A 19418-nucleotide genomic window follows, 5' to 3' on the forward strand; every position below is an offset into this window, starting at 1 on the left:
GGATTTCGAGAACCTGTCGCGCAACGCGCTCGCATTCCTCAAACTGGCGTCTATCCGCCTAATGCTGCGAAGGCTTTGTTCAAATTGAACAACTTTCCGGACCGACTCTTAGCGGTCTGGAGCGTCAAGTATAATATCGCCACATCACGAAGGTAGCATGATACCATCCACTTGCAATCCCCTGAAAGATAGGGGTTACGGGAAGGTATGCGGCGTCTTTTTCGCGTTGACAGCGGCGTCATCGCGCCGTATGTCACGCCGCATGAGGAGCGGCCGTGGGTCGCTCTTTTCTTAGGGCGGCCTGCGAAGGTTTGCCTCGATGCTCACCAACACCCAGGGGCAACCCATGAAAACCTTCTCGCAGAAGTCCGAGACGGTGGAGAAGAAGTGGATTCTGATCGACGCCGAAGGGCTCGTCGTCGGCCGCCTCGCTTCCATCGTCGCGCTTCGCCTTCGTGGCAAGCATAAGCCGACCTTCACCCCGCATGTGGACGATGGCGACAACATCATCATCGTCAATGCTGACAAGATCGTCCTGACCGGCAAAAAATACGCCAACAAGACGTATTACTGGCACACCGGCTATCCCGGCGGCATCAAGGAGCGCAAGGCGCGCGAGATCCTCGAGGGCCGCTTTCCCGAGCGCGTCGTCGAAAAGGCGATCGAACGCATGCTGCCGCGCGGCCCGCTCGGGCGCCAGCAGTTGAAGAACCTGCGCGTTTATGCCGGTGCCGAGCACCCGCACGTCGCGCAGAACCCCGAGACGCTCGACGTCGCGGCAATGAACTCCAAAAACACGAGGGCCGCATAATGTCCCAGCTCTCTTCGCTCGAAGAACTCGGCTCGGCCGAAGCCTCGGTCCAGCCCGAAGCGCCGGTCTACGTCCAGAAGCTCGACCAGTTCGGCCGCGCTTACGCCACCGGCAAGCGCAAGGACGCGGTCGCCCGCGTCTGGATCAAGCCCGGCACCGGCAAGATCACGATCAACGAGCGTGATTTCGCCACCTATTTCGCCCGTCCGGTGCTGCAGATGGTGCTGCGCCAGCCGATCGTCGCGGCCAGCCGCGACGGCCAGTTCGACATCGTCGCCACGGTCGCCGGCGGCGGTCTTTCGGGGCAGGCCGGCGCGGTGCGCCACGGCATTTCCAAGGCGCTGACCTGTTACGAGCCGGGCCTGCGCTCGGTCCTGAAGAAGGGCGGCTTCCTGACCCGTGACTCGCGCGTGGTCGAGCGCAAGAAGTACGGCAAGGCCAAGGCCCGCCGGTCGTTCCAGTTCTCCAAGCGCTGATCAAGCGCTCCGGCGACCGCGCGTCGCCCCTCGCATCAGCAAAGCCGCCGGGTTCGCCCGGCGGCTTTTTCGTTGGTCGGAGCGGCGAAAGCGTAAAGATTGCGCTAAATTTTATGCTTAACCAACTCTTAACGAAGGATTTGGCGGGGGCGCCCCATTGACCGATAACACTCTGGAAACAAACGGCATCGCGCCTGTCAGGGCCGCGTCTGTCGAAGAGTGGGATCGGAAAGGCACCGTGTCGATACAAACCAGCTTCGAGCCGGTCGTTTCTCGCCACCAACGGCAAGGCACAAGGGCCGATCTCCTCCGTCTGGTCCGCGTATTGGCCGCGGCGGCTGTGCTGACGGCATTGCTGGTTTCCTTCAATCCGTTTCCCACCAATATCGCCACGGGCGACGGCGTGATCCTCAATCGCGTCGGCTATTCGCTGCTCGCCGCCTTCGTTCTCGGCACGCATGTCGTGGTCACCGATCCGCGCATCCTCAAGCACCTGCTCAATCCGTGGTGGCTGCTACTGCTGCTGCCGTTGCCTTTGTCGCTGTGGGGCGCCGGTTGGCCCCCGACCGGCGTGCGGGCCATGCTGTTTACCTTCTCCACGATGCTGGCGGCCACCGGAGTCTTGACGTTGCCGCCCGACGCGCGCGGCTTTCGCACGGCGCTGATCCTCGCCTGCGGCGCGGTGCTCGCGCTGAGCTACGCCGGCGTGATCATGATCCCCGACCGCGCCATCCATACCGCCGCCGAGGTGGAAGCCGAGCATGCCGGTCTCTGGCGCGGCATCTACGCGCACAAGAACATCACCGGACCGGTGATGGCGGTGATCGTCTTCGCCGGCATTTACGTCGTGCGCAGCGGCCGGCCCCTGGTCGGCGCCGCCCTGACGGTGCTCGGGCTGGTCTTCCTCTTCAAGACCGGCTCGAAGACCTCGCTGGCTCTGGTGCCGCTGATCGCCGCGATGGCGCTTCTTGGCCCTGTCCTGCTGGGGCGTGGACGAACGGCGCTCGCCCTTTTCCTGGCGGTGGCCGGGATGCTGGCATTGACTCTTGGCGCTGTGATCGTGCCGGTCTTCAGCGATATCCTGCATAGCCTGATCCCGGGAACGACCTTCACCGGCCGTACCGATCTTTGGCAATTCGCGCTCGATCTTGCCGCCCCCCTGCCCTGGACAGGGCATGGCTACGAGAATTTCTGGACGACCCCCTATGTCGAATTCGCCGAGAAGCCGTTCGAGCTGGATTGGGACATGCGCGGCGCGGCCAACGCCCACAACAGCTACCTCGACGTCGTGTTGCAGCTCGGCTGGCCGGCGGTCGCCATCGTTCTCCTCGTCATTCTGGTTTTTCCGCTTGTCGACTATGCGCGATGCCAGCCGGACGTCGAAAACCGGCGCCTGGCCGATTTCTTCGTCATGGTGCTGGGCTTCATGCTGCTCAACGCGGCGTTGGAGAGCTTCTTCTTCGACCGGGAAAAGCAGGCCTGGCTGCTGGCCTGGATCGCCGTAGTCGGCCTTCGCTTCACCAGCCGGATGACCGCCGACCCCTGACGCTACGCAGCATTCCGTGGGCAAGAGCTCTTTGTCAGGCTGAGAGCTCTCGCGCCTTCGGGCTCGAAATCGCCGGCCGCGACCCCATATCGCCAGCCGAGTGAACATCCTGCGACGGCGGGCGCAAGCGCCACCCTCAGGCAAGCGGAGAAACCAACGAATGGCCGGCGACAGCATCGACCACGCATTCGCGGGTAACGATTGGACCGGCGCCGCCGGCGACCCGACCTATGCCGGCGCGCTGTCTTTCATGCGGCGGCGGTTCACCAAGGCGGTCGAGGCGACGGACGTGACCGTCTGGGGCGTGCCTTTCGACGCGGCGGTCTCCAACCGGCCCGGCGCCCGCTTCGGCCCGCAGGCGCTCAGACGCGCCTCGGCGATCTTCGACAACGATCCGCAATATCCGTTCCATCGCGACCTGTTCGACACGATGCGCGTCGTCGACTATGGCGACTGCCGCCTCGATTACCGCCTGCCGGAAACCGCCCACGCAGCGATCCAAACGGAAGCCGCTTCGCTGATCGAGAAGACCGGCTTCCTGTTGACGCTGGGCGGGGATCACTCGATCACCTTTCCGCTGCTTCAGGCCCACGTCGCCCGCCACGGCAAACTGTCGCTGATCCAATTCGACGCCCATCAGGATACCTGGCCGGTCGCCACCGGCTCCGACGGCGCGCCGCGCGTCGATCACGGCTCCTTCGTCAAAGCGGCAGTGGAGGCGGATCTCATCGATCCGGCAACGTCGATTCAGGTTGGGATCCGCACCCACGCGCCCGAGGATTGCGGTATCGACATCCTTTATGGCGACGCGGTCGAGGAGATGACGAGCGCGGCCATCGCGGAGCGCATTTACGAGCGAACGCGGGGGGCGAAGGCCTATCTGACCTTCGACATCGACTGTCTCGACGCGGCCTTTGCGCCGGGAACCGGCACCCCGGTCGCCGGTGGACCGTCGAGCGCCAAGATGCTCGCCGTCCTCCATCATTTGAGGAAGCTTCCGATCGTCGGCGCCGACGTCGTCGAAGTATCGCCACCCTATGATCATAGCGACGTCACGGCGATTGCCGGCGCCACCGTCGCCATGTACGTCCTCGGCATCCTGGCGGAACAGCACGCGGGATGAAACGGGCCAAGGCCATGGCCTTGGCTTCGCCGAATTTTCGTCGCCATACGAAGCCCCGCGTAAGACGCTGACATGAATTTTGAATGGCCTGTCACCGGCTTTTCGATCACCACCGCAAACGCCCGGCCGACGGGCGATTCCTTTTCAGATCAGGCCCATGACCCAAAGCATCCCCTTCATCGACCTCGCCACCCAGCGCGACAGGATTCGCGATAAGATCGACCGCCGCATGGCCTCGGTGCTCGATCACGGCGCCTTCGTCATGGGTCCCGAGATCCGCGAATTGGAGGCGGCGTTGTCGCGCTTCGGCCAGATGACGCACACGCTGTCCTGCGCCTCCGGCACCGACGCGCTGGCGCTGCCGTTGATGGCTTGGGGCATCCGGCCCGGCGATGCGGTGTTCTGTCCGAGCTTCACCTTCGCCTCGACCGCCGAGGTCGTCGCCTGGTTCGGCGCGACGCCGTATTTCGTCGATGTCGATCCTGAGACCTTCAACATGGACCCGGCGAGCCTCGAGGCCGCCATCGCCGAGGCGAAAGCGGCGGGCGACCTCGTCCCGAAGGCGATCATCGCGGTCGATCTGTTCGGCCAGCCGGCGGACTATCCGGCCATTCGAAAGATCGCCGACGCGCATGGGCTGAAGCTCATATCCGATGCGGCGCAAGGCTACGGCGCGACGATCGACGGAGAACTGTCGAGCCACTGGTCGCATGTCGTGTCGACCAGCTTCTTCCCGGCCAAGCCGCTCGGTTGCTACGGCGATGGCGGCGCCGTCCAGACCGACGACGAGGAGCTTGCCGCGATCATGGCGTCGCTGCGTGTCCATGGCCAGAATTTCGAGGACAAATACGACAATATCCGCATCGGCATGAACGGCCGGATGGATACGCTCCAGGCGGCGATCCTGTTGGAAAAACTGGCCATATTTCCGGATGAGATCGCCGCCCGCGGACGGATCGCGGCGCGCTATGCACAGAAACTCTCCAACATCGTCACACCGCAGAGGCTCCTGCGCGACGCCACTTCGACCTGGGCGCAATATACCATCCGCCTGCCTGACGACACCGACCGGGCGACGGTAGCGGCAAGCCTGCGCGACGCCGGCGTGCCGACGGCGATCTACTATCCCAAACCGCTGCATCGCCAGACCGCCTACCGGTCCTTTCCCATCGTCGGCGGCGAACTGAAGGTCTCGGACGCCCTGTCTCGGGACGTCATCAGCCTGCCCATGCACGCCTATCTAGCCGAAGACACGCAAGACTTCATCGTCGAAAAATTGGCGGCGGCGCTCGCCGTGTGAGGCTGTTCGCGAGCAAAGCGCCAACCTCGTCGAACCGCCACGCCGGCTCGCGGTCTGGACGTGATCAGGAAATCAGCTAAACCGTCGAGGCAATCGACGTGGGCGGTTCCGCCCGCGCGAATGGGCGTGAAANGCCGGCTCGCGGTCTGGACGTGATCAGGAAATCAGCTAAACCGTCGAGGCAATCGACGTGGGCGGTTCCGCCCGCGCGAATGGGCGTGAAAACATCGAGGTGAGTCAGGATGGCCGACAAGATCAGGATCGGAGTGCTCGGCGCGAGTGGCTATACCGGCGCGGATCTGGTGCGCCTGGCCGCCCGTCATCCGGCGATGGACATCGCCGTCCTGACGGCCAACAGTCACGCCGGCAAGCCGATGCGGGAGGTTTTCCGGCATCTGTCGCATATCGAGTTGCCCGATCTGGTGACCATCGAGGACGCCCCCTGGAACGAGGTGGATGCTGTGTTCTGCGGTCTGCCCCACGGGACGACCCAGGCGATCACCAAGGACATCTTCGAAAAGCACCCGAAGACGAAGATCATCGACATGTCGGCCGATTTCCGGCTGCGCGACCCGGCTGTCTACAAGGAGTGGTACGGGCTCGACCACATGGCGACCGACATTCAGGGCGAGGCGGTCTACGGTCTGACCGAACTCAATCGCGACGCCCTTCGCGACGCCCGGCTGATCGCCTGCCCCGGCTGCTATCCGACGGCGGTGCTCCTGGCACTGGTGCCGCTGGCCAAGGCGGCGATGATCGACGTGTCCGACATCGTCATCGACGCCAAGTCGGGCGTTTCGGGCGCTGGGCGGAGCCTGAAGGAGAACACGCTGTTCTGCGAGGCCGGTGAAGGCCTGTCCCCTTACGCGGTCGGCAAGCATCGGCACATGGCGGAGATCGAGCAGGAAATCGGCGCCGCCGCCGGCATCGCCGATCTTCGGGTCAATTTCACGCCGCATCTCATCCCGATGAGCCGGGGGGAGCTCTGCACGAGCTACGTCCGGTTGACGGATGGGGCGACCGCCCGCGATCTGCGTCAGCGCCTCGTCGAAACCTATGCCGGCGAGACCTTCGTGACGGTGGCCGACGAGGGTGTCCTGCCCCAGACGCAAATGGTGCGCGGCTCCAATTATGTGGTCGTCAACGTCGTGCCGGACCGCATTCCGGGGCGGGCGATCGTAATCTCGACCCTCGACAATCTGGTGAAGGGATCGGCCGGACAGGCCATCCAGAACTTCAATGTCGCTTATGGGATCGAGGAGACGACGGGCATCGCGCAGCTTCCGTTATTTCCTTAAGGTCTTTTGCGCCAAAGCGCTCGTCTCAGTCTGGCTGAGGGCTCCCGACGGCGCCCTCGAAGCTTGCGACGACCGCCTCCAGCGCCTGAAAACAGCGCGCGTCGATCGCCGTCCCGACATCGGCCCGCATGATATCCAGCGCTATCGATACCGGCATCGCCTTGCGATAGGGCCGGTCAGCCGTCATCGCGTCGAAGATGTCGGCGGTCGTCAGGATGCGGGTATCGAAGCAGATTGCGTCGCCCTTCAAGCCGCGCGGATAGCCCTTGCCGTCCAGACGCTCGTGATGAGCGCCGGAGATCCGGGCAAGATCCTGAAACACGCTGACGCGGGCAAGGATTTCTTCGCTGAAGGCGGGATGGCGCTTGATGGCGATCCATTCCTCGTCGTCGAGCTTTCCGGGTTTGTCCAGCACCTGGTTCGACACGCTCAGCTTGCCGATGTCATGCAGCAGCGCCACCCGTTTCAGATAGCGCCTGTGCTCGGCATCGAGACCGAGCTCAACGGCGATAAGATCGGTGAACAGCGCCACCCGCTCGCTGTGACCGTGCGTGAACGGGCTCTTGGAATCGACGACCTGGGCGAATGCCTCGGCGACGCTGTCGAGAAAATCCTCATCGACGAACTCCGTATCGTGCCGAGGGGCCAAGGCGACCACCGTCGCGTCCAGCCGTGGCGAGGCCAGGGTGGACCAAAAGGATTTCCGCGCCGCAACTGTCCCGAAAGCGGCGACGAGATCGGGATCGAACCAGCGTCCGCTGCGCTTTTCGACTTCCTTCAGGGCAAAATCCGCATCGGCGCTGGTATGGAACACGTCGACCACCTGGGTCAGAAGGGCGATCCGTCCGAATAGGGAGATCCCGGTGCCGGTGAGACCTCTGGGTTGCCCCTTCCCGTCCCAGTGCTCGTCGAGATCGAGAATGCCGGTCGCGACGGCTTCGGAAAACCGCATTTGCCGCACGATGTCCGCACCGCGATGACAGCGCGTTTCGATCAGTTCGCGACCGACCTTTTCGCCCTGGGCCAAAGCGATGACCATCGCCCGGAACCGCTCGGCGAGGTTGGCCTTCAACCCGGTATGCTGGAGAACGAAGCGAAGCACCTGCGGCAGGCTGTCATCGACGATCTTGATGTCGCGCTTGAACGCGATGTCGTCGGTCAAAAACAGCTGGCAGATGCGCGCGGCATTGCTGCTGCAGCCGATGTCCTTGAGCAGGAGCGTGTAATAGAGGTCGCTCATCTCGGCGTCGGACAGGCCGAGTTCTTGCCCGACATTCATTCCGATCCAACAGCAACGGATGCCGTGGCCTTCCGGCTGGCCTTCGGTCAGGTCGAGCGCGTAGCTCAGCGCACTGACCAGTTCAGCCTTGGAAAGCTGACCTCCATTCGACTGTATCGCGAGATCCATCAGGGTTCACCTCAATCACCTTGATGAACCTTGGCACGCGGGGGGTTAACGCTCCGCGAAGTGAACCATATCAATCTGATAGCGCCAGCGCTTGATATTCGCCCTTCAACGCCCGCGCATGGACGACCGCGGTGGCCAGAACCACCATGCCGCCGGCCTGGTGGATCAAACCCCAGCTGATCGGCACGGCGAGGAGCAGCGTCACAACGCCAATGGCGGCTTGCGCCAGCACCAAAACGAACAGCGCGACGGCGCGTCTGGCATGGCGCGTCCCCGGCGCCTGCGCGTACGCGGCGATGGCGTGGAGCGCGACGATCACGAGAAGGACATAGGCGCCCATCCGGTGGATGAACTGCACGGTCATGACGTTCTCGAAGAAATTGCGCCATGCTGGCTGCATGACGAAAAGACCGTCCGGCACCAGCGCGCCGTCCATCAGCGGCCAGGTGTTGAAGGTGAAACCGGCATTCAGCCCCGCCACCAGCGCGCCCAGGTATATCTGCGCCAAGGCGGCCACCACGATGATACCCGCGACCGTCGCGGAGGCGCGCGACGGCGGCGCCTCGTAGCGTTTCGCAGCCAGGCCCCGCGCCACCCAGATCGTCGCCGCGAAGATCAAGCAGGCGATGATCAGATGCGTCGCCAGCCGGTATTGGCTGACATCGGTCCTGACGCTGAGGCCCGAGGCAACCATCCACCAGCCGACGCCGCCTTGCAGCGCGCCAAGGCCGAGAATGCTCAGGAGCCTCGGTTTCAGGAACGGCTCGATGCGGCCGGTCAGCCAGAAGAAGGCGAGCGGTATCGCAAAGACGAAGCCGACCGTTCGGGCCAGGAAGCGATGCGCCCACTCCCACCAGAAGATCGTCTGGAAGGCATCGAGGCTCATGCCCCGATTGATTTCCTGATACTGGGGAATGCGCTTGTATAGCTCGAATTCCTCCTGCCATTCCGCCGCCGACAGAGGCGGAATGATCCCGTGGATCGGCTTCCATTCGGTGATGGACAGGCCCGACTCGGTCAAACGCGTGGCGCCGCCCACCACGACCAGCGCGAAGACCAGCGCCGCGACCGCATAGAGCCAGAGACGGATGGCCGCCCGGTTGCGCATGGTCGGGTTCGCCGCGAACGGCGCGCTATCGGAGTGGGCCAGGATCGTCATGCCGCATGCCATTGCACCGAAAGTCCGGCGCAATCAAGGGCGGGAAGGTCGCAGTCGCCCGGCTGGAAATACGCGGGCGAAACCGCCATAGAGAAGCTCGTTCGCCCGAGAACCAGCCTTCCGTTGTCGGGCCGCAATTTGGAAAGCGCGACATGCCGATCAGGATCAAGAAACTCGTCGGGGCGGTTATCCTGATTACGCTCGTCGTCGTCTACGCTATCGTCGCCACCGCTTTTGCCAGCCTCTACCTGGCAGAGTCGAGCGGTTGGGTTCATCTCGCCTATTTCCTTTTCAGCGGGATTCTCTGGGTAGTTCCGGCGATGCTCGTCATCAAATGGATGGAATCGGCGCCGCGCCGATAACGCCGGTTCGCCCGCCTATCCGGCTGCCCCCGTCGCCAGACGGCTCGACTCCATGAACAGCAGATCCTCGACGCCGATCGCACGCAACGCATCGACGAGATCGTCCGAGCGGGCGTCCACGCCCGGCGGCCCGGCGATGACGAGAGCGGTTTCCTCATCGAGGATGACCGGCAGGCGATCGATCGCGTCCCTATCGTATTCGGTCACCGTGCATTCGTAGGCTTCGGCGAAGGCGGCCAGGAACAGTCGCAGATCCGCCAGCTTCGCCCCGTCCGCCAACCGCATGTCGTAACCGGCGGAGGGAACCACATGGGCGCGGGTGAAGTGATCGCGGTGGATGACGTCGGTGAGCGAGGAAAGCCCTTCCGCAAGGGCGGCAAAGCCCTCGCAATCGGGCCGCAGGCCCATCGCCGCGGCAACGCGATCCTCGCGGGTCAGATCGATCAGCACGGATGTGAGCCCGCTGGCGGTCAGACGCCGGACGATCTCGACGCCGCCGATATGCTGTTGGTCGTTCCAGGTCGACAGCACGACCAGTCGACGGATCGCGCCGTGACGAATTCCGGCGACAAGTTCGCCCGCCGTGACCACCTCGCCCGTCCCGGTTCGCGCCTCGCTCATCGCCTCGCATACCCCGACTGACCGCCGTGTAACACAGGGAATTCGGCGTCATCCGTCGCGAGATGATGGCATCGCGGTCTCGAAAAAGACAATGGCGGAAATCGGCCCAACATTTTACTCCGCACGGACGGCATCGATCGCATCCTGACCTGCCCCGGTAACCGCGTGGTTAAGGCGCGAGGCCCGCGCTGTGCTGAAACCCGCCGGCGGCTTTACCGACGATTAACCCTAACGGGCTTATAACATCGGACAAGATGCCGCCCTGCCCGCCGGCATGGGATCGCCACGGGAAAAGCAGCCATGCACAAACCGACGCTGGCACTGATCGCCACAACGCTCGCGCTGCTTGCCGGCTGCGCGTCCTACAAGCCCGTGCCGCCGGCCTTTCACGCGGCACTGAACGAGCCCTACCACCTCGACAGCGGCGACGTGGTGCGGGTCACGGTGTTCGAACAGACTGGGCTCACCAGCACCTATCCGGTCGACAAGGCCGGCTATGTCGCCTTTCCGCTGGTGGGATCGGTGCCGGCACGCGGTCGCACCACCAAACAGCTTGAGCGAGAGCTGGCCAATCACCTGCGCGACGGCTATCTCAAGGATCCCGACATCACCGTGCAGGTGGAACAGTACCGTCCGTTCTTCATCATGGGCGAAGTGACCACCGGTGGCCAATACACCTATGTTCCCGGCATGACCGTCCAGAAGGCGGTGGCCATCGCCGGGGGCTTCACCCCGCGCGGCGAGCAGGAATCGGTCGACATCACCCGGCAGGTCGGCGGCCGCGTCCTCACCGGCCGGGTGCTGACCTCCGATCCGATCCTGCCCGGCGACACGCTCTACATTCGTGAGCGGTGGTTCTAGAGCATCGGTCAACGACTTCGCCGGACATGTCATGCGGGTCGGGCCTGTCCGACCCGTCACGAGAAGCGGGATGAAAGTCACGCGTACCCGCCCCTTCACTCGAATGCCCTGGACCTGCTCAAGCAAATCTTAGCCCTTTCGCACTATAGTCGCCGGCTCGAGGGAGCGCCTGTGTTGGGGCGCGGGCCGACCGAGCGGGAAGCGAGACAGGATGGCAAATTTCGAGAGCGGTCTGCCGTTCGACCGTGAAATCGTGCGGGCGTTTCCGTCACCGGCCTCGACCACTCCCGTCGAGATCAACGCCTTGGCGGCGCGTGCCGCCAGACAGTATCAGGACGACTTCATTACGCCGCGGATGTTGTCCGGCATCTGGCGGGGAGTCGAATTCCTCCTCCTCGCCAGCGTCGGACTGCTGGTCTTTGTCCAGTATGTCGGCCTTTCCAGCCCTCTCCGGCTTTCCTACATAGTCTTGTCTTTTGCCGGGGCGGCCATCGGTATCGTCGCGATCAACCTTGCGGACGGCTACGAACTCAGCATCCTCAAGGGCCGCTTCATACAGCTCTGGCGTGTCATCGCGGCTTGGGGCGCGGCGCTCTCCCTGCTCAGCGTCGTGCTGTTCTTTCTCTATAACGACGCGGCCTATTCCCGCTTCTGGTTCGGAACCTGGTTCGTCGCGGGCTCTGGCAGCCTTGTCCTGGCGCGGCTGGTGCTGCGCGCCAACATCCGCCGCTGGGCCCGCAATGGCCGCATGGAGCGCCGCGCTGTCATCGTCGGAGGCGGCAAGGAAGCCGAGATGCTGATCCGCAACCTGGAAATCCAGCCGGACAGCGACATCCGCATCTGCGGTATCTTCGACGACCGCGACAACGATCGATCGCCGCCGATCGTCGCCGGTTATCCCAAGCTCGGCACCGTGACCGAGCTGGTCGAATTCGCCCGGCTGACGCGGATCGACATGCTGATCGTCACGCTCCCGCTGTCGGCCGAGCAGCGCGTCTTGTCGCTGCTCAAGCAATTGTGGGTCCTGCCACTGGACATCCGCCTGTCGGCGCACTCGGCGCAGCTGCGGTTTCGCCCGCGCACCTATTCCTTCGTTGGCCAAGTGCCGCTGATCGACATCTTCGACCGCCCACTGGCTGACTGGGACTGGATCGCCAAACGCGTCTTCGACCTGTGCATCGCCACGCTCGCGCTGATCGCTCTCTCGCCGGTTTTCCTGGCCACCGCCATCGCCATCAAACTGAATTCGAAGGGGCCAGTCCTGTTCCGCCAGAAGCGCCACGGCTTCAACAATCAGATCGTCGAAATCTTCAAGTTCCGATCGCTCTTCCACGAAATGTCCGATCCGCTCGCCAAGCAGATCGTCACCAAGAACGACAAGCGGGTAACGCGGGTCGGACGGTTCATCCGCAGGACATCGATCGACGAGCTGCCGCAGCTGATCAACGTTCTGCGCGGCGACCTATCGCTGGTCGGGCCGCGCCCGCACGCGGTCCACGCGATTTCCAGCGGAAACGAGACCTTCGTCGAGATCGTCGAGGGCTATTTCGGCCGGCACAAGGTGAAGCCCGGGATCACCGGCTGGGCGCAGATCAAGGGGTGGCGCGGCGAGATCGACCAGCCCGACAAGCTGCAGAAGCGCTTCGAGCACGATCTCTACTATATCGAGAACTGGTCGATCCTGCTCGACCTCTACATCCTGATGATGACGCCGATCAGCCTTTTGAAGACCGAAGGCGCCTATTGATCAGGAGCCCCCGCGCCGAACGACACCCGGTCGCTCGAGAACGCCCGGGTCGGCGACGGCGATGAAATGCGGATTGGCGAAGATGTCCTCGTCCGGCAATCCGGTGCGGCCGTAGCGAAGGGGCGCCCCGTCCAGCGTGGCGGTCAGGCCGCCGGCGGCGCGCAGCACAGCGTCCCCCGCCGCCGTATCCCACTGCATGGTGCGGCCGAGGCACGGATAGAGATCGGCGCCCCCTTCCGCCAGCAAACAGAATTTCAGCGACGAGCCGACAGACCGCCTCTCGCCGAGGTCGAGTCCGGCGATATAGTGCCGCGTCGCCTCGGACAGATGATCGCGGCTGGCGACGACATCCAGCCGCCGACCGGGTTGGCGGCCCCGCAGCGGCAGCATGGCTCCGTCCCGCTCGACCATCGCGGGTCGATCCCTCCCGCCATAATAGATCTCGCCGGTCGCCGGGACGCCGACACAGCCGAAGACCGGCATCCCGTCCTCGATCAGCGCGACATTGACGGTGTAGTCGGGTTTGCCCGCGATATAGCTCCTAGTGCCGTCGAGGGGATCGACCAGCAGGAAGTTCCGCCCGACGGACGGAATCTCACCCGCCGCGAAGCGCTCCTCAGCGACGATGGGAACGGAACAGGCGGCTTCAATCAGCCCGGTGATGGCATGCTCGGCCGCCCGATCGGCGTCGGTCACCGGGGATGCGTCGTCCTTGTAGTCGACGCCCTTCGGATCCGCCCCCCGTGCCACAATCGCGGCCATGCCGGCGCGGACCGCGGCGACGAGAAGGGCTGTATCAACGCTGCTTATCACCTTACGCCCCGTGCCTGCTGCAAAGCGATGTCACCCGCACGAACGCCCCCCGGCGCACCGTGCGCGACGGCATTTAAAGCGTCTGGTTGTAGGCACCGACCTCTCCATTTCGCCGCAGGATCGTGTCCACCGCCTCGAACATCTCGCGCTTGCGCGCCTCCGACACCGGGCTCTCGACCACGACCACGAGCTCCGGCTTGTTGGAGGAAGCACGGACGAGACCCCAGGTGCCGTCTTCCGCCGTCACCCGAACGCCATTGACCGTGACAATATCGGCGATCGGCTGGCCGGCGAGCGGTTCCCCGGACGCGTGCATCGCGACGATCTCGGCAACGACGCGGTCGATGACGCCGTATTTCACCTCGTCAGGGCAATGCGGCGACATGGTCGGCGAGCCGTAGGTCAGCGGCAGATCGCGATAAAGATCAGCCATCGATTTCTCCGGATTGCGATCGAGCATTTCGGCGACGGCAATCGCGGTCATCAAGCCGTCGTCATAGCCGCGGCCGATCGGCGTGTTGAAGAAGAAATGGCCGGATTTCTCGAAGCCGGCGATCGCCGACAGCTCGTTCACCCGCCGCTTGATGTAGGAATGGCCGGTTTTCCAGTAATCGGTCCTGGCGCCCCGCCCGTTCAGGACCGGGTCGGTCATGAACAGGCCGGTCGACTTCACATCGACGACGAATTGGGCGTTCGGATAGATCGAGGACAGATCCCGCGCCAGCATCACACCGATCTTGTCGGCGAAGATCTCCCGGCCTTCATTGTCGACGATGCCGCAACGGTCGCCGTCGCCGTCGAAGCCGAAGCCGACATCAGCGCCGTGCTCCAGCACCGCGTCGCGGATCGCATGGAGCATCTCCATGTCCTCCGGATTCGGATTGTAGCGCGGGAAGGAATGATCGAGGTTGGTGTCGAGTTCGATCACCTCGCAGCCGATCCGCCGCAAGACGTCCGGCGCGAAGGGGCCGGCCGTGCCGTTGCCGCAGGCCGCGACGACCTTGAGCTTGCGTTTGATCGCATGCCCCTCGACGAGATCGTCGGCATAGCGCGAAGGAAAGTTCTCGACATATCGATAGGAACCGCCACCCTCGCCCTTGAAATCTCCGGAGAGAACGATGTCGCGCAGCCGCGCCATCTCGTCCGGACCGAAAGTCAGCGGGCGCTCGCAGCCCATCTTCACCCCGGTCCAGCCATTTTCGTTATGCGACGCGGTGACCATGGCGACCGATTGGCAGTCCAGCGCGAACTGGGCGAAATAGGCCATCGGCGACAGCGCCAGGCCAATGTCGTGCACCTTGGCGCCGCCAGCCAGCAGACCGGCGGTCAGCGCGGTCTTGATCGCCAGACTGTATTCGCGAAAGTCATGGCCGACGACGATATCGCGGGGAATACCCCGTTCGACGATCAGCCTCGCCAATCCCAGCCCCAGCGCAGTCACGCCCATGAGGTTCAGCTCGGGAGCCTTGGGATCACCGGGCCGACCGAGCCACCAGCGCGCATCATATTCGCGAAAGCCGGTGGGCTTCACCAGAGGCCGGGTTTCGAATTCGAGACTGTTGGGCGCGGCGACGGCGACGGGCTTGGGAAACATGGAAACCTTCGGCTGATCGACAGTAAGAGGCGACCATCCGGCGCCGATACGAGGCTTGGCAGCGACCGTCACGGGTCCGATCCGCAAGCATCACGATCGGGCGCCGTGTTGCCGCGGACTCGCCAGCAAGCTCTACCAGCCGGCGCCATAAAGGCAAGGCACTCTCGAATCGATCACGTTGTTCGCATCCCGTGACATTTGTTCAACGAAAATCAGAGAAAAGTAACAAAACACGCCGATAGTGAGCGACTGAACTTTAATGGAGATCTTCGCGACATGACGTATCGGCACGCCTTTACGGCCATGATCCGGAAACGCTTTGTGTTTTCGCGCGACCAATCCGGCGCGACGGCTGTGGAATTCGCCATGGTCGCCGCGCCATTCTTCATGCTGATGTTCGCGATTATCGAGACCTTTGCGATTTCCGCGGCCGGCATGTTGCTCGACACCGCGGTCGACGGCGTCGCGCGACAGGTCCTGACCGGTCAGATCCAGCAATCGGATATCGACGAGAAGGTGTTCCGCACCAAGATCTGCGACAAGGTCGACTTCATGCTGTCTTGCGACAAGCTCAAGATCGACCTTCGTACATTCCCCACATTCGGTGACATCCCGACCGACGTTCCCCTGCGGCTGAAAAATGTCGACGACACGAATTTCTGTTTCGATCCGGGCAGCGCCAACTCGATCACCGTGCTGCGCGCGTTCTACGAATGGCCGTGGATCGCGTCGTTTCTTCACGAAATCGCGTCCGACACCAACGGCAACGATATCCTCTTTTCGATCACTGCTTTCATGAACGAACCCTTCGGCGAATTGAAGAGCAGCAAATCCAACTGCTCCTGAGGAAATGATGCGGACGAATCCATCCAGCATATGCCCCCGGGCAACGACCCTGTTCAGCCGCTTCGCGCGTGAGCGCAGCGGCATGGCTGCCGTCGAATTCGCCTTGATCCTTCCGGTGATGTTGTTGCTGTACCTCGGCGGCTTCGAGGCATCGAAGGCACTTGAGGCCAGTCGCAAGGTCGAGACGACGGCGGAGACGGTCGGCAATCTCGTGGCGCGCAACCGGATGATGAACCCGACCGCGATGGGCAATATCTTCAGTATTTCGAGCGCCGTGATGGCTCCGTTTTCACCCGACGCCCTGAAGATCGTCGTGACCGCTGTTCAAGTCGACGACAAGGGCCAGGGCACGGTCGACTGGTCGCAGGCGAACTCGGGCAGCGGGCTGGCGGCCGGCGCGTCCTACCCGGTAGCGCCGGAGCTGTTTTTCGGTACGGCGAGTTATCTGATCGTTGCGGATGTCTCCTATGCCTACGCACCCCTCCTCGATTACACCAATTCCTTTTCCAACATAACATTCAGCAAGGCTTACACTTTCAGACCCCGCCTAAGTAAATCCGTGAAATGGGAAAATTGAATATATTTAGTTTATGAAAACTTGAATACCTCTGACGATACTGACGTTTTCTGATCGAATAAATACGACAGGAAGTACGATGCGGACGCGATTCACTTCTCTTGCCCTGTGGTCGGACCGTCGTGGCAACGTTGCGATGATGTTCGGGCTGACGCTGCCGATCCTGGCCGCTACAATGGCGGCAGCCGTCGATCTCAGCACGATTTACGGCGCCGAACGCAATTTGCAGCAGTCGGCTGACACCGCGGCTTTGGCCGCCGCCAAGGAATACGCCCAATCGGAGGATCCAGGCTTCCTGGCCAAGGTTGCCGAAGGCTATTTCTTCCACAATGCGGGCGAAGATTCGCGCGGCTACACCCAGTTCAGCTACGACGGGGTTCAACTGGTCGGCGGCGACAGGGTTCTGAAGGTCTCGGCGACGCGGCAGCAGCCTACCTGGTTCGGCGATCTTCTAGCATTCGTGACGAACGAAAAGGTCGACTGGCGCAATTTCCCGATTGCCAGTACGAGCGAGGTCGTCCTGGAGAACCTGTCGATCGAGATGGCGCTGGTGCTCGACAATTCGGGATCGATGGGCTCGAGCGTCGGCGGAGCCAAGAAGATCAACACCCTCAAGAGCGCCGCGAAGGACCTCACCGCCGCATTGATGAAGGTGAACGCCACCGCATTTGGCAAGCCGCCGGTGATGATGGGTGTGGTGCCGTTTTCCGGTTCGGTCAACGTCGGCCCGGCCAATATCAACGCGCCGTGGATGGACCGGTTTGGCGAATCTCCGATTCATCACGAGAACTTCGACTGGGCAAGCTGGACCGAGGCGAAGAACGGCAAGTCCGGCGCACCGCTCGCGGAGAAGGTCGGCCTGCAGTGGCGTCGAAAATCGGACGGCCAAGTGCTGACCCGCCAGTGGCTGTTCGAGAACGCGCGGGAACTTGTCAAGGAGAAGGGCAAATACGTCCCCGGCCCCAAGCGTTTCCCCGAGGGATGGGAAGGATGCGTCGAGTCGCGTCCGGAGGGCTTGGCTGTGACCGACGACGCGCCGCTCGCGGGCGCCAGCCTGTTCGTTCCCATGTTCGCGCCGGACGAATACGACTGGTGGGGCTTTACGGGTTGGAAGAACGACTACCTGGCGGACGACAGCGACGGGAAGTCCGCCGGCGCGGCGCAATCTGTTGCCTGGCAACGCGATATGAACAAATATCTGGAATCCACCGCTCCCACGCGTGGAGGAGGGAGTGGACGCGGTCCGAATTTGGGCTGCAGCACGACTCCCATCACGCCGTTGAGCGCGGATCAGTCCACTGTCGATGCCGCGCTCGACAAGATGCAGCCGACCGAGATGACCAATATCCCGGAGGGCATCGCCTGGGGTTGGCGCGTGCTGTCGCCGGGCGCGCCCTTCACCGAGGGTCGAGCGAAGGACGCCAAGGACAACCTCAAGGTCCTCGTGGTGATGACGGACGGCGAAAACACCTATGGGGGCGCTTCCAACGCCAACAGATCCCGCTGGGGCGCCTATGGCTACGGGGAAGTCTGGAGCAGTGGATCGCCTCAGCCCGGACGGATGTTCGACGCCACCACACGAACGATCAAGAAGGCCGATGACAGCCGCTATGTCGAGGCCATGAACGAGATGACCGAAAAGGTCTGCGCCAACGCCAAGAATGACGGGCGCCGGCCGGACGGAACCGACGGCGTCGTGATTTTCACCATCGCCTTCGACGTACAGGACGGCAGCAAGGTGAAGACGCTTCTGGAAGGCTGCGCCTCCTATGGCCTGAAAGATCCGACCACCAAGCTCTATTACGACGCGCAGAACAAGGAGCAGCTGGTTGCCGCCTTCGGGGCGATCACGGATGAGGTTTCGAGCCTGCGCCTCTCGCGCTGAGCGTCGACACGTCGCGATATTGATCGGCCGGAGGGACAACCTTCCTCGCCGACTGGAAGAAGACCCGCCAGACGATTGCATAGGTGGAGGCGCCCGGCGTCTCCTGGCGCCGCGTCATCTTGGTCGGCGGTTTTCCCGCCACCAGATGGTCAGGCCGCTGGCGATCAGGATCGCCGCGCCGATGACGAGGTTCGGCCTTAACGGATCGCCGATCAGCACCACGCTGTAGATGCCGGCAAACAGAACCTGGGCGTAAAGGAACGGCGTCAGCGTCGACGCGGAGGCGTAGGCGAAGCCCTGAACAAGGCAGAAATGCCCAAGCGCGCCGAGCGCGCCGATCCCGAGCATGAGAGCGAATTCCGTCATCGAGGGCGTTTCCCAGACGATCAGAACGGCGAAACTCAGAACGACCGCCCCAACCGCCGTGGTGTGAAAAAGCGTCGCCGCGTTCTCTTCTGGCCCGGACAGAGCGCGGGTCAGCAAATAATAGAGCGAGACGATCACGGCGGCCCCAAGCGGCAGCAGCAGATAGGGATCAGTATCGGCAAAGCCCGGACGGACGATCAACAGGACGCCGCCAAAACCGGCTAGCACCGCCGCGATCCGCGGAAGGCCGATCCTTTCTCCCAGGAAAACAACCGATAGCACCGTCACAAGCACCGGCGCGAAGAACATCACGGCGGTGGCGTCAGCCAGCGGCACCTTGGAGAGCCCGAAATACATTGTGATGGTGGCGCCGAGCAGCGCCCCGCCGCGCGCCAGTTGCAACAGCGGGCGCCGGGTTTTCAGAAAGGTCGTCCCCCGGGTCTTGGCCAGCCACGCGGTCATCAGCACGGCGTGGAAGAAGTAGCGTGCCCAGACGACCTCCAGCACCGGCAACCGCCCGGTCAGGTACTTCGCTCCCGTATCCATGGTGGCGAGCGCAAGGCCGGACAGAATGGTGAGGATGATACCGGCAAGAACGCCGCTCGGCTTGCGCATGAATCGCTCG

General features: G+C 63.2%; 18 protein-coding genes. 12 read left to right on the forward strand and 6 right to left on the reverse strand.

What is annotated here, in order from left to right; translation table 11 throughout:
* Positions 1–346: 346 nt before the first annotated feature.
* From rplM to argC, 6 genes are all read left to right on the forward strand, one after another.
* Positions 347–811: a 50S ribosomal protein L13 gene (rplM, locus tag VQ045_RS16330; protein ID WP_327624030.1), complete on the forward strand. Its 465-nt coding sequence runs from the start codon at positions 347–349 to the stop codon at positions 809–811.
* Positions 811–1287 carry a 30S ribosomal protein S9 gene (rpsI, locus tag VQ045_RS16335; protein WP_442872972.1) on the forward strand — a complete coding sequence of 159 codons (477 nt, stop codon included), beginning with the start codon at positions 811–813 and terminating at the stop codon, positions 1285–1287. The genes rplM and rpsI overlap by 1 nt, the downstream gene beginning before the upstream one ends.
* Before the next feature lie 238 nt (positions 1288–1525).
* The gene (locus tag VQ045_RS16340) at positions 1526–2833 is read left to right on the forward strand and encodes an O-antigen ligase family protein (protein ID WP_331830860.1); all 1308 of its coding nucleotides are present in this window, start codon (positions 1526–1528) and stop codon (positions 2831–2833) included.
* A gap of 160 nt (positions 2834–2993) precedes the next feature.
* Positions 2994–3956 (forward strand): agmatinase, encoded by a 963-nt coding sequence (gene speB, locus VQ045_RS16345; RefSeq protein ID WP_331830861.1) that lies wholly within the window; start codon positions 2994–2996, stop codon positions 3954–3956.
* Positions 3957–4113: 157 nt separating this feature from the next.
* Positions 4114–5256 carry a DegT/DnrJ/EryC1/StrS family aminotransferase gene (locus VQ045_RS16350; protein WP_331830862.1) on the forward strand — a complete coding sequence of 381 codons (1143 nt, stop codon included), beginning with the start codon at positions 4114–4116 and terminating at the stop codon, positions 5254–5256.
* A gap of 242 nt (positions 5257–5498) precedes the next feature.
* A complete protein-coding gene (gene argC / locus VQ045_RS16355) occupies positions 5499–6554 on the forward strand; it encodes an N-acetyl-gamma-glutamyl-phosphate reductase (protein ID WP_331830863.1) in 1056 nt (351 codons plus the stop codon).
* A 25-nt stretch (positions 6555–6579) separates the two neighbouring features.
* On the opposite strand, the gene VQ045_RS16360 is transcribed toward argC, so the two are convergent.
* Together VQ045_RS16360 and VQ045_RS16365 are read right to left on the reverse strand one after the other, a co-directional pair.
* Positions 6580–7962 carry an HD-GYP domain-containing protein gene (locus VQ045_RS16360; RefSeq protein ID WP_331830864.1) on the reverse strand — a complete coding sequence of 461 codons (1383 nt, stop codon included), beginning with the start codon at positions 7960–7962 and terminating at the stop codon, positions 6580–6582.
* A 70-nt stretch (positions 7963–8032) separates the two neighbouring features.
* Positions 8033–9121, reverse strand: coding sequence for a COX15/CtaA family protein (locus tag VQ045_RS16365; RefSeq protein WP_331830865.1), 1089 nt, complete (start codon positions 9119–9121; stop codon positions 8033–8035).
* Positions 9122–9273: 152 nt separating this feature from the next.
* Between VQ045_RS16365 and VQ045_RS16370 the strand changes: the two genes are divergently transcribed.
* Positions 9274–9483 carry a DUF2842 domain-containing protein gene (locus tag VQ045_RS16370; protein WP_327649067.1) on the forward strand — a complete coding sequence of 70 codons (210 nt, stop codon included), beginning with the start codon at positions 9274–9276 and terminating at the stop codon, positions 9481–9483.
* Between the two features lie 15 nt (positions 9484–9498).
* On the opposite strand, the gene VQ045_RS16375 is transcribed toward VQ045_RS16370, so the two are convergent.
* The gene (locus tag VQ045_RS16375) at positions 9499–10104 is read right to left on the reverse strand and encodes a hypothetical protein (protein WP_327623962.1); all 606 of its coding nucleotides are present in this window, start codon (positions 10102–10104) and stop codon (positions 9499–9501) included.
* A 300-nt stretch (positions 10105–10404) separates the two neighbouring features.
* On the opposite strand from VQ045_RS16375, the gene VQ045_RS16380 reads away from it, so the two are divergent.
* Together VQ045_RS16380 and VQ045_RS16385 are read left to right on the forward strand one after the other, a co-directional pair.
* Positions 10405–10965 carry a polysaccharide biosynthesis/export family protein gene (locus tag VQ045_RS16380; protein ID WP_327623963.1) on the forward strand — a complete coding sequence of 187 codons (561 nt, stop codon included), beginning with the start codon at positions 10405–10407 and terminating at the stop codon, positions 10963–10965.
* A gap of 211 nt (positions 10966–11176) precedes the next feature.
* Complete coding sequence (locus VQ045_RS16385; RefSeq protein WP_331830866.1) at positions 11177–12712, forward strand: undecaprenyl-phosphate glucose phosphotransferase; 1536 nt, start codon at positions 11177–11179, stop codon at positions 12710–12712.
* Here the strand turns inward: VQ045_RS16385 and VQ045_RS16390 are convergent, their stop codons facing one another.
* Both VQ045_RS16390 and VQ045_RS16395 read right to left on the reverse strand, forming a co-directional pair.
* Complete coding sequence (locus VQ045_RS16390) at positions 12713–13525, reverse strand: 3'(2'),5'-bisphosphate nucleotidase CysQ family protein (protein ID WP_331830867.1); 813 nt, start codon at positions 13523–13525, stop codon at positions 12713–12715. It lies immediately after the preceding gene.
* A gap of 73 nt (positions 13526–13598) precedes the next feature.
* Positions 13599–15119, reverse strand: coding sequence for a phosphomannomutase/phosphoglucomutase (locus VQ045_RS16395; RefSeq protein WP_331830868.1), 1521 nt, complete (start codon positions 15117–15119; stop codon positions 13599–13601).
* 276 nt (positions 15120–15395) lie between these two features.
* Here VQ045_RS16395 and VQ045_RS16400 point away from each other — a divergent pair, with 276 nt between their 5' ends.
* The 3 genes from VQ045_RS16400 (at position 15396) to VQ045_RS16410 (ending at position 18427) form a co-directional block, all read left to right on the forward strand.
* Positions 15396–15965, forward strand: a complete 570-nt coding sequence (locus VQ045_RS16400; RefSeq protein ID WP_327623967.1) for a TadE/TadG family type IV pilus assembly protein — start codon at positions 15396–15398, stop codon at positions 15963–15965.
* 82 nt (positions 15966–16047) lie between these two features.
* Complete coding sequence (locus tag VQ045_RS16405) at positions 16048–16542, forward strand: TadE/TadG family type IV pilus assembly protein (protein WP_327649979.1); 495 nt, start codon at positions 16048–16050, stop codon at positions 16540–16542.
* 79 nt (positions 16543–16621) lie between these two features.
* Positions 16622–18427, forward strand: a complete 1806-nt coding sequence (locus tag VQ045_RS16410) for a TadE/TadG family type IV pilus assembly protein (protein ID WP_331830869.1) — start codon at positions 16622–16624, stop codon at positions 18425–18427.
* A gap of 114 nt (positions 18428–18541) precedes the next feature.
* Here VQ045_RS16410 and VQ045_RS16415 read toward each other — a convergent pair whose 3' ends face one another.
* A complete protein-coding gene (locus VQ045_RS16415) occupies positions 18542–19408 on the reverse strand; it encodes a DMT family transporter (protein ID WP_331830870.1) in 867 nt (288 codons plus the stop codon).
* Between the last annotated feature and the right edge of the window lie 10 nt (positions 19409–19418).

The organism is Aurantimonas sp. E1-2-R+4, assembly GCF_036549515.1.
GTDB classification, from domain to species: Bacteria; Pseudomonadota; Alphaproteobacteria; order Rhizobiales; family Rhizobiaceae; genus Aurantimonas; species Aurantimonas coralicida_A.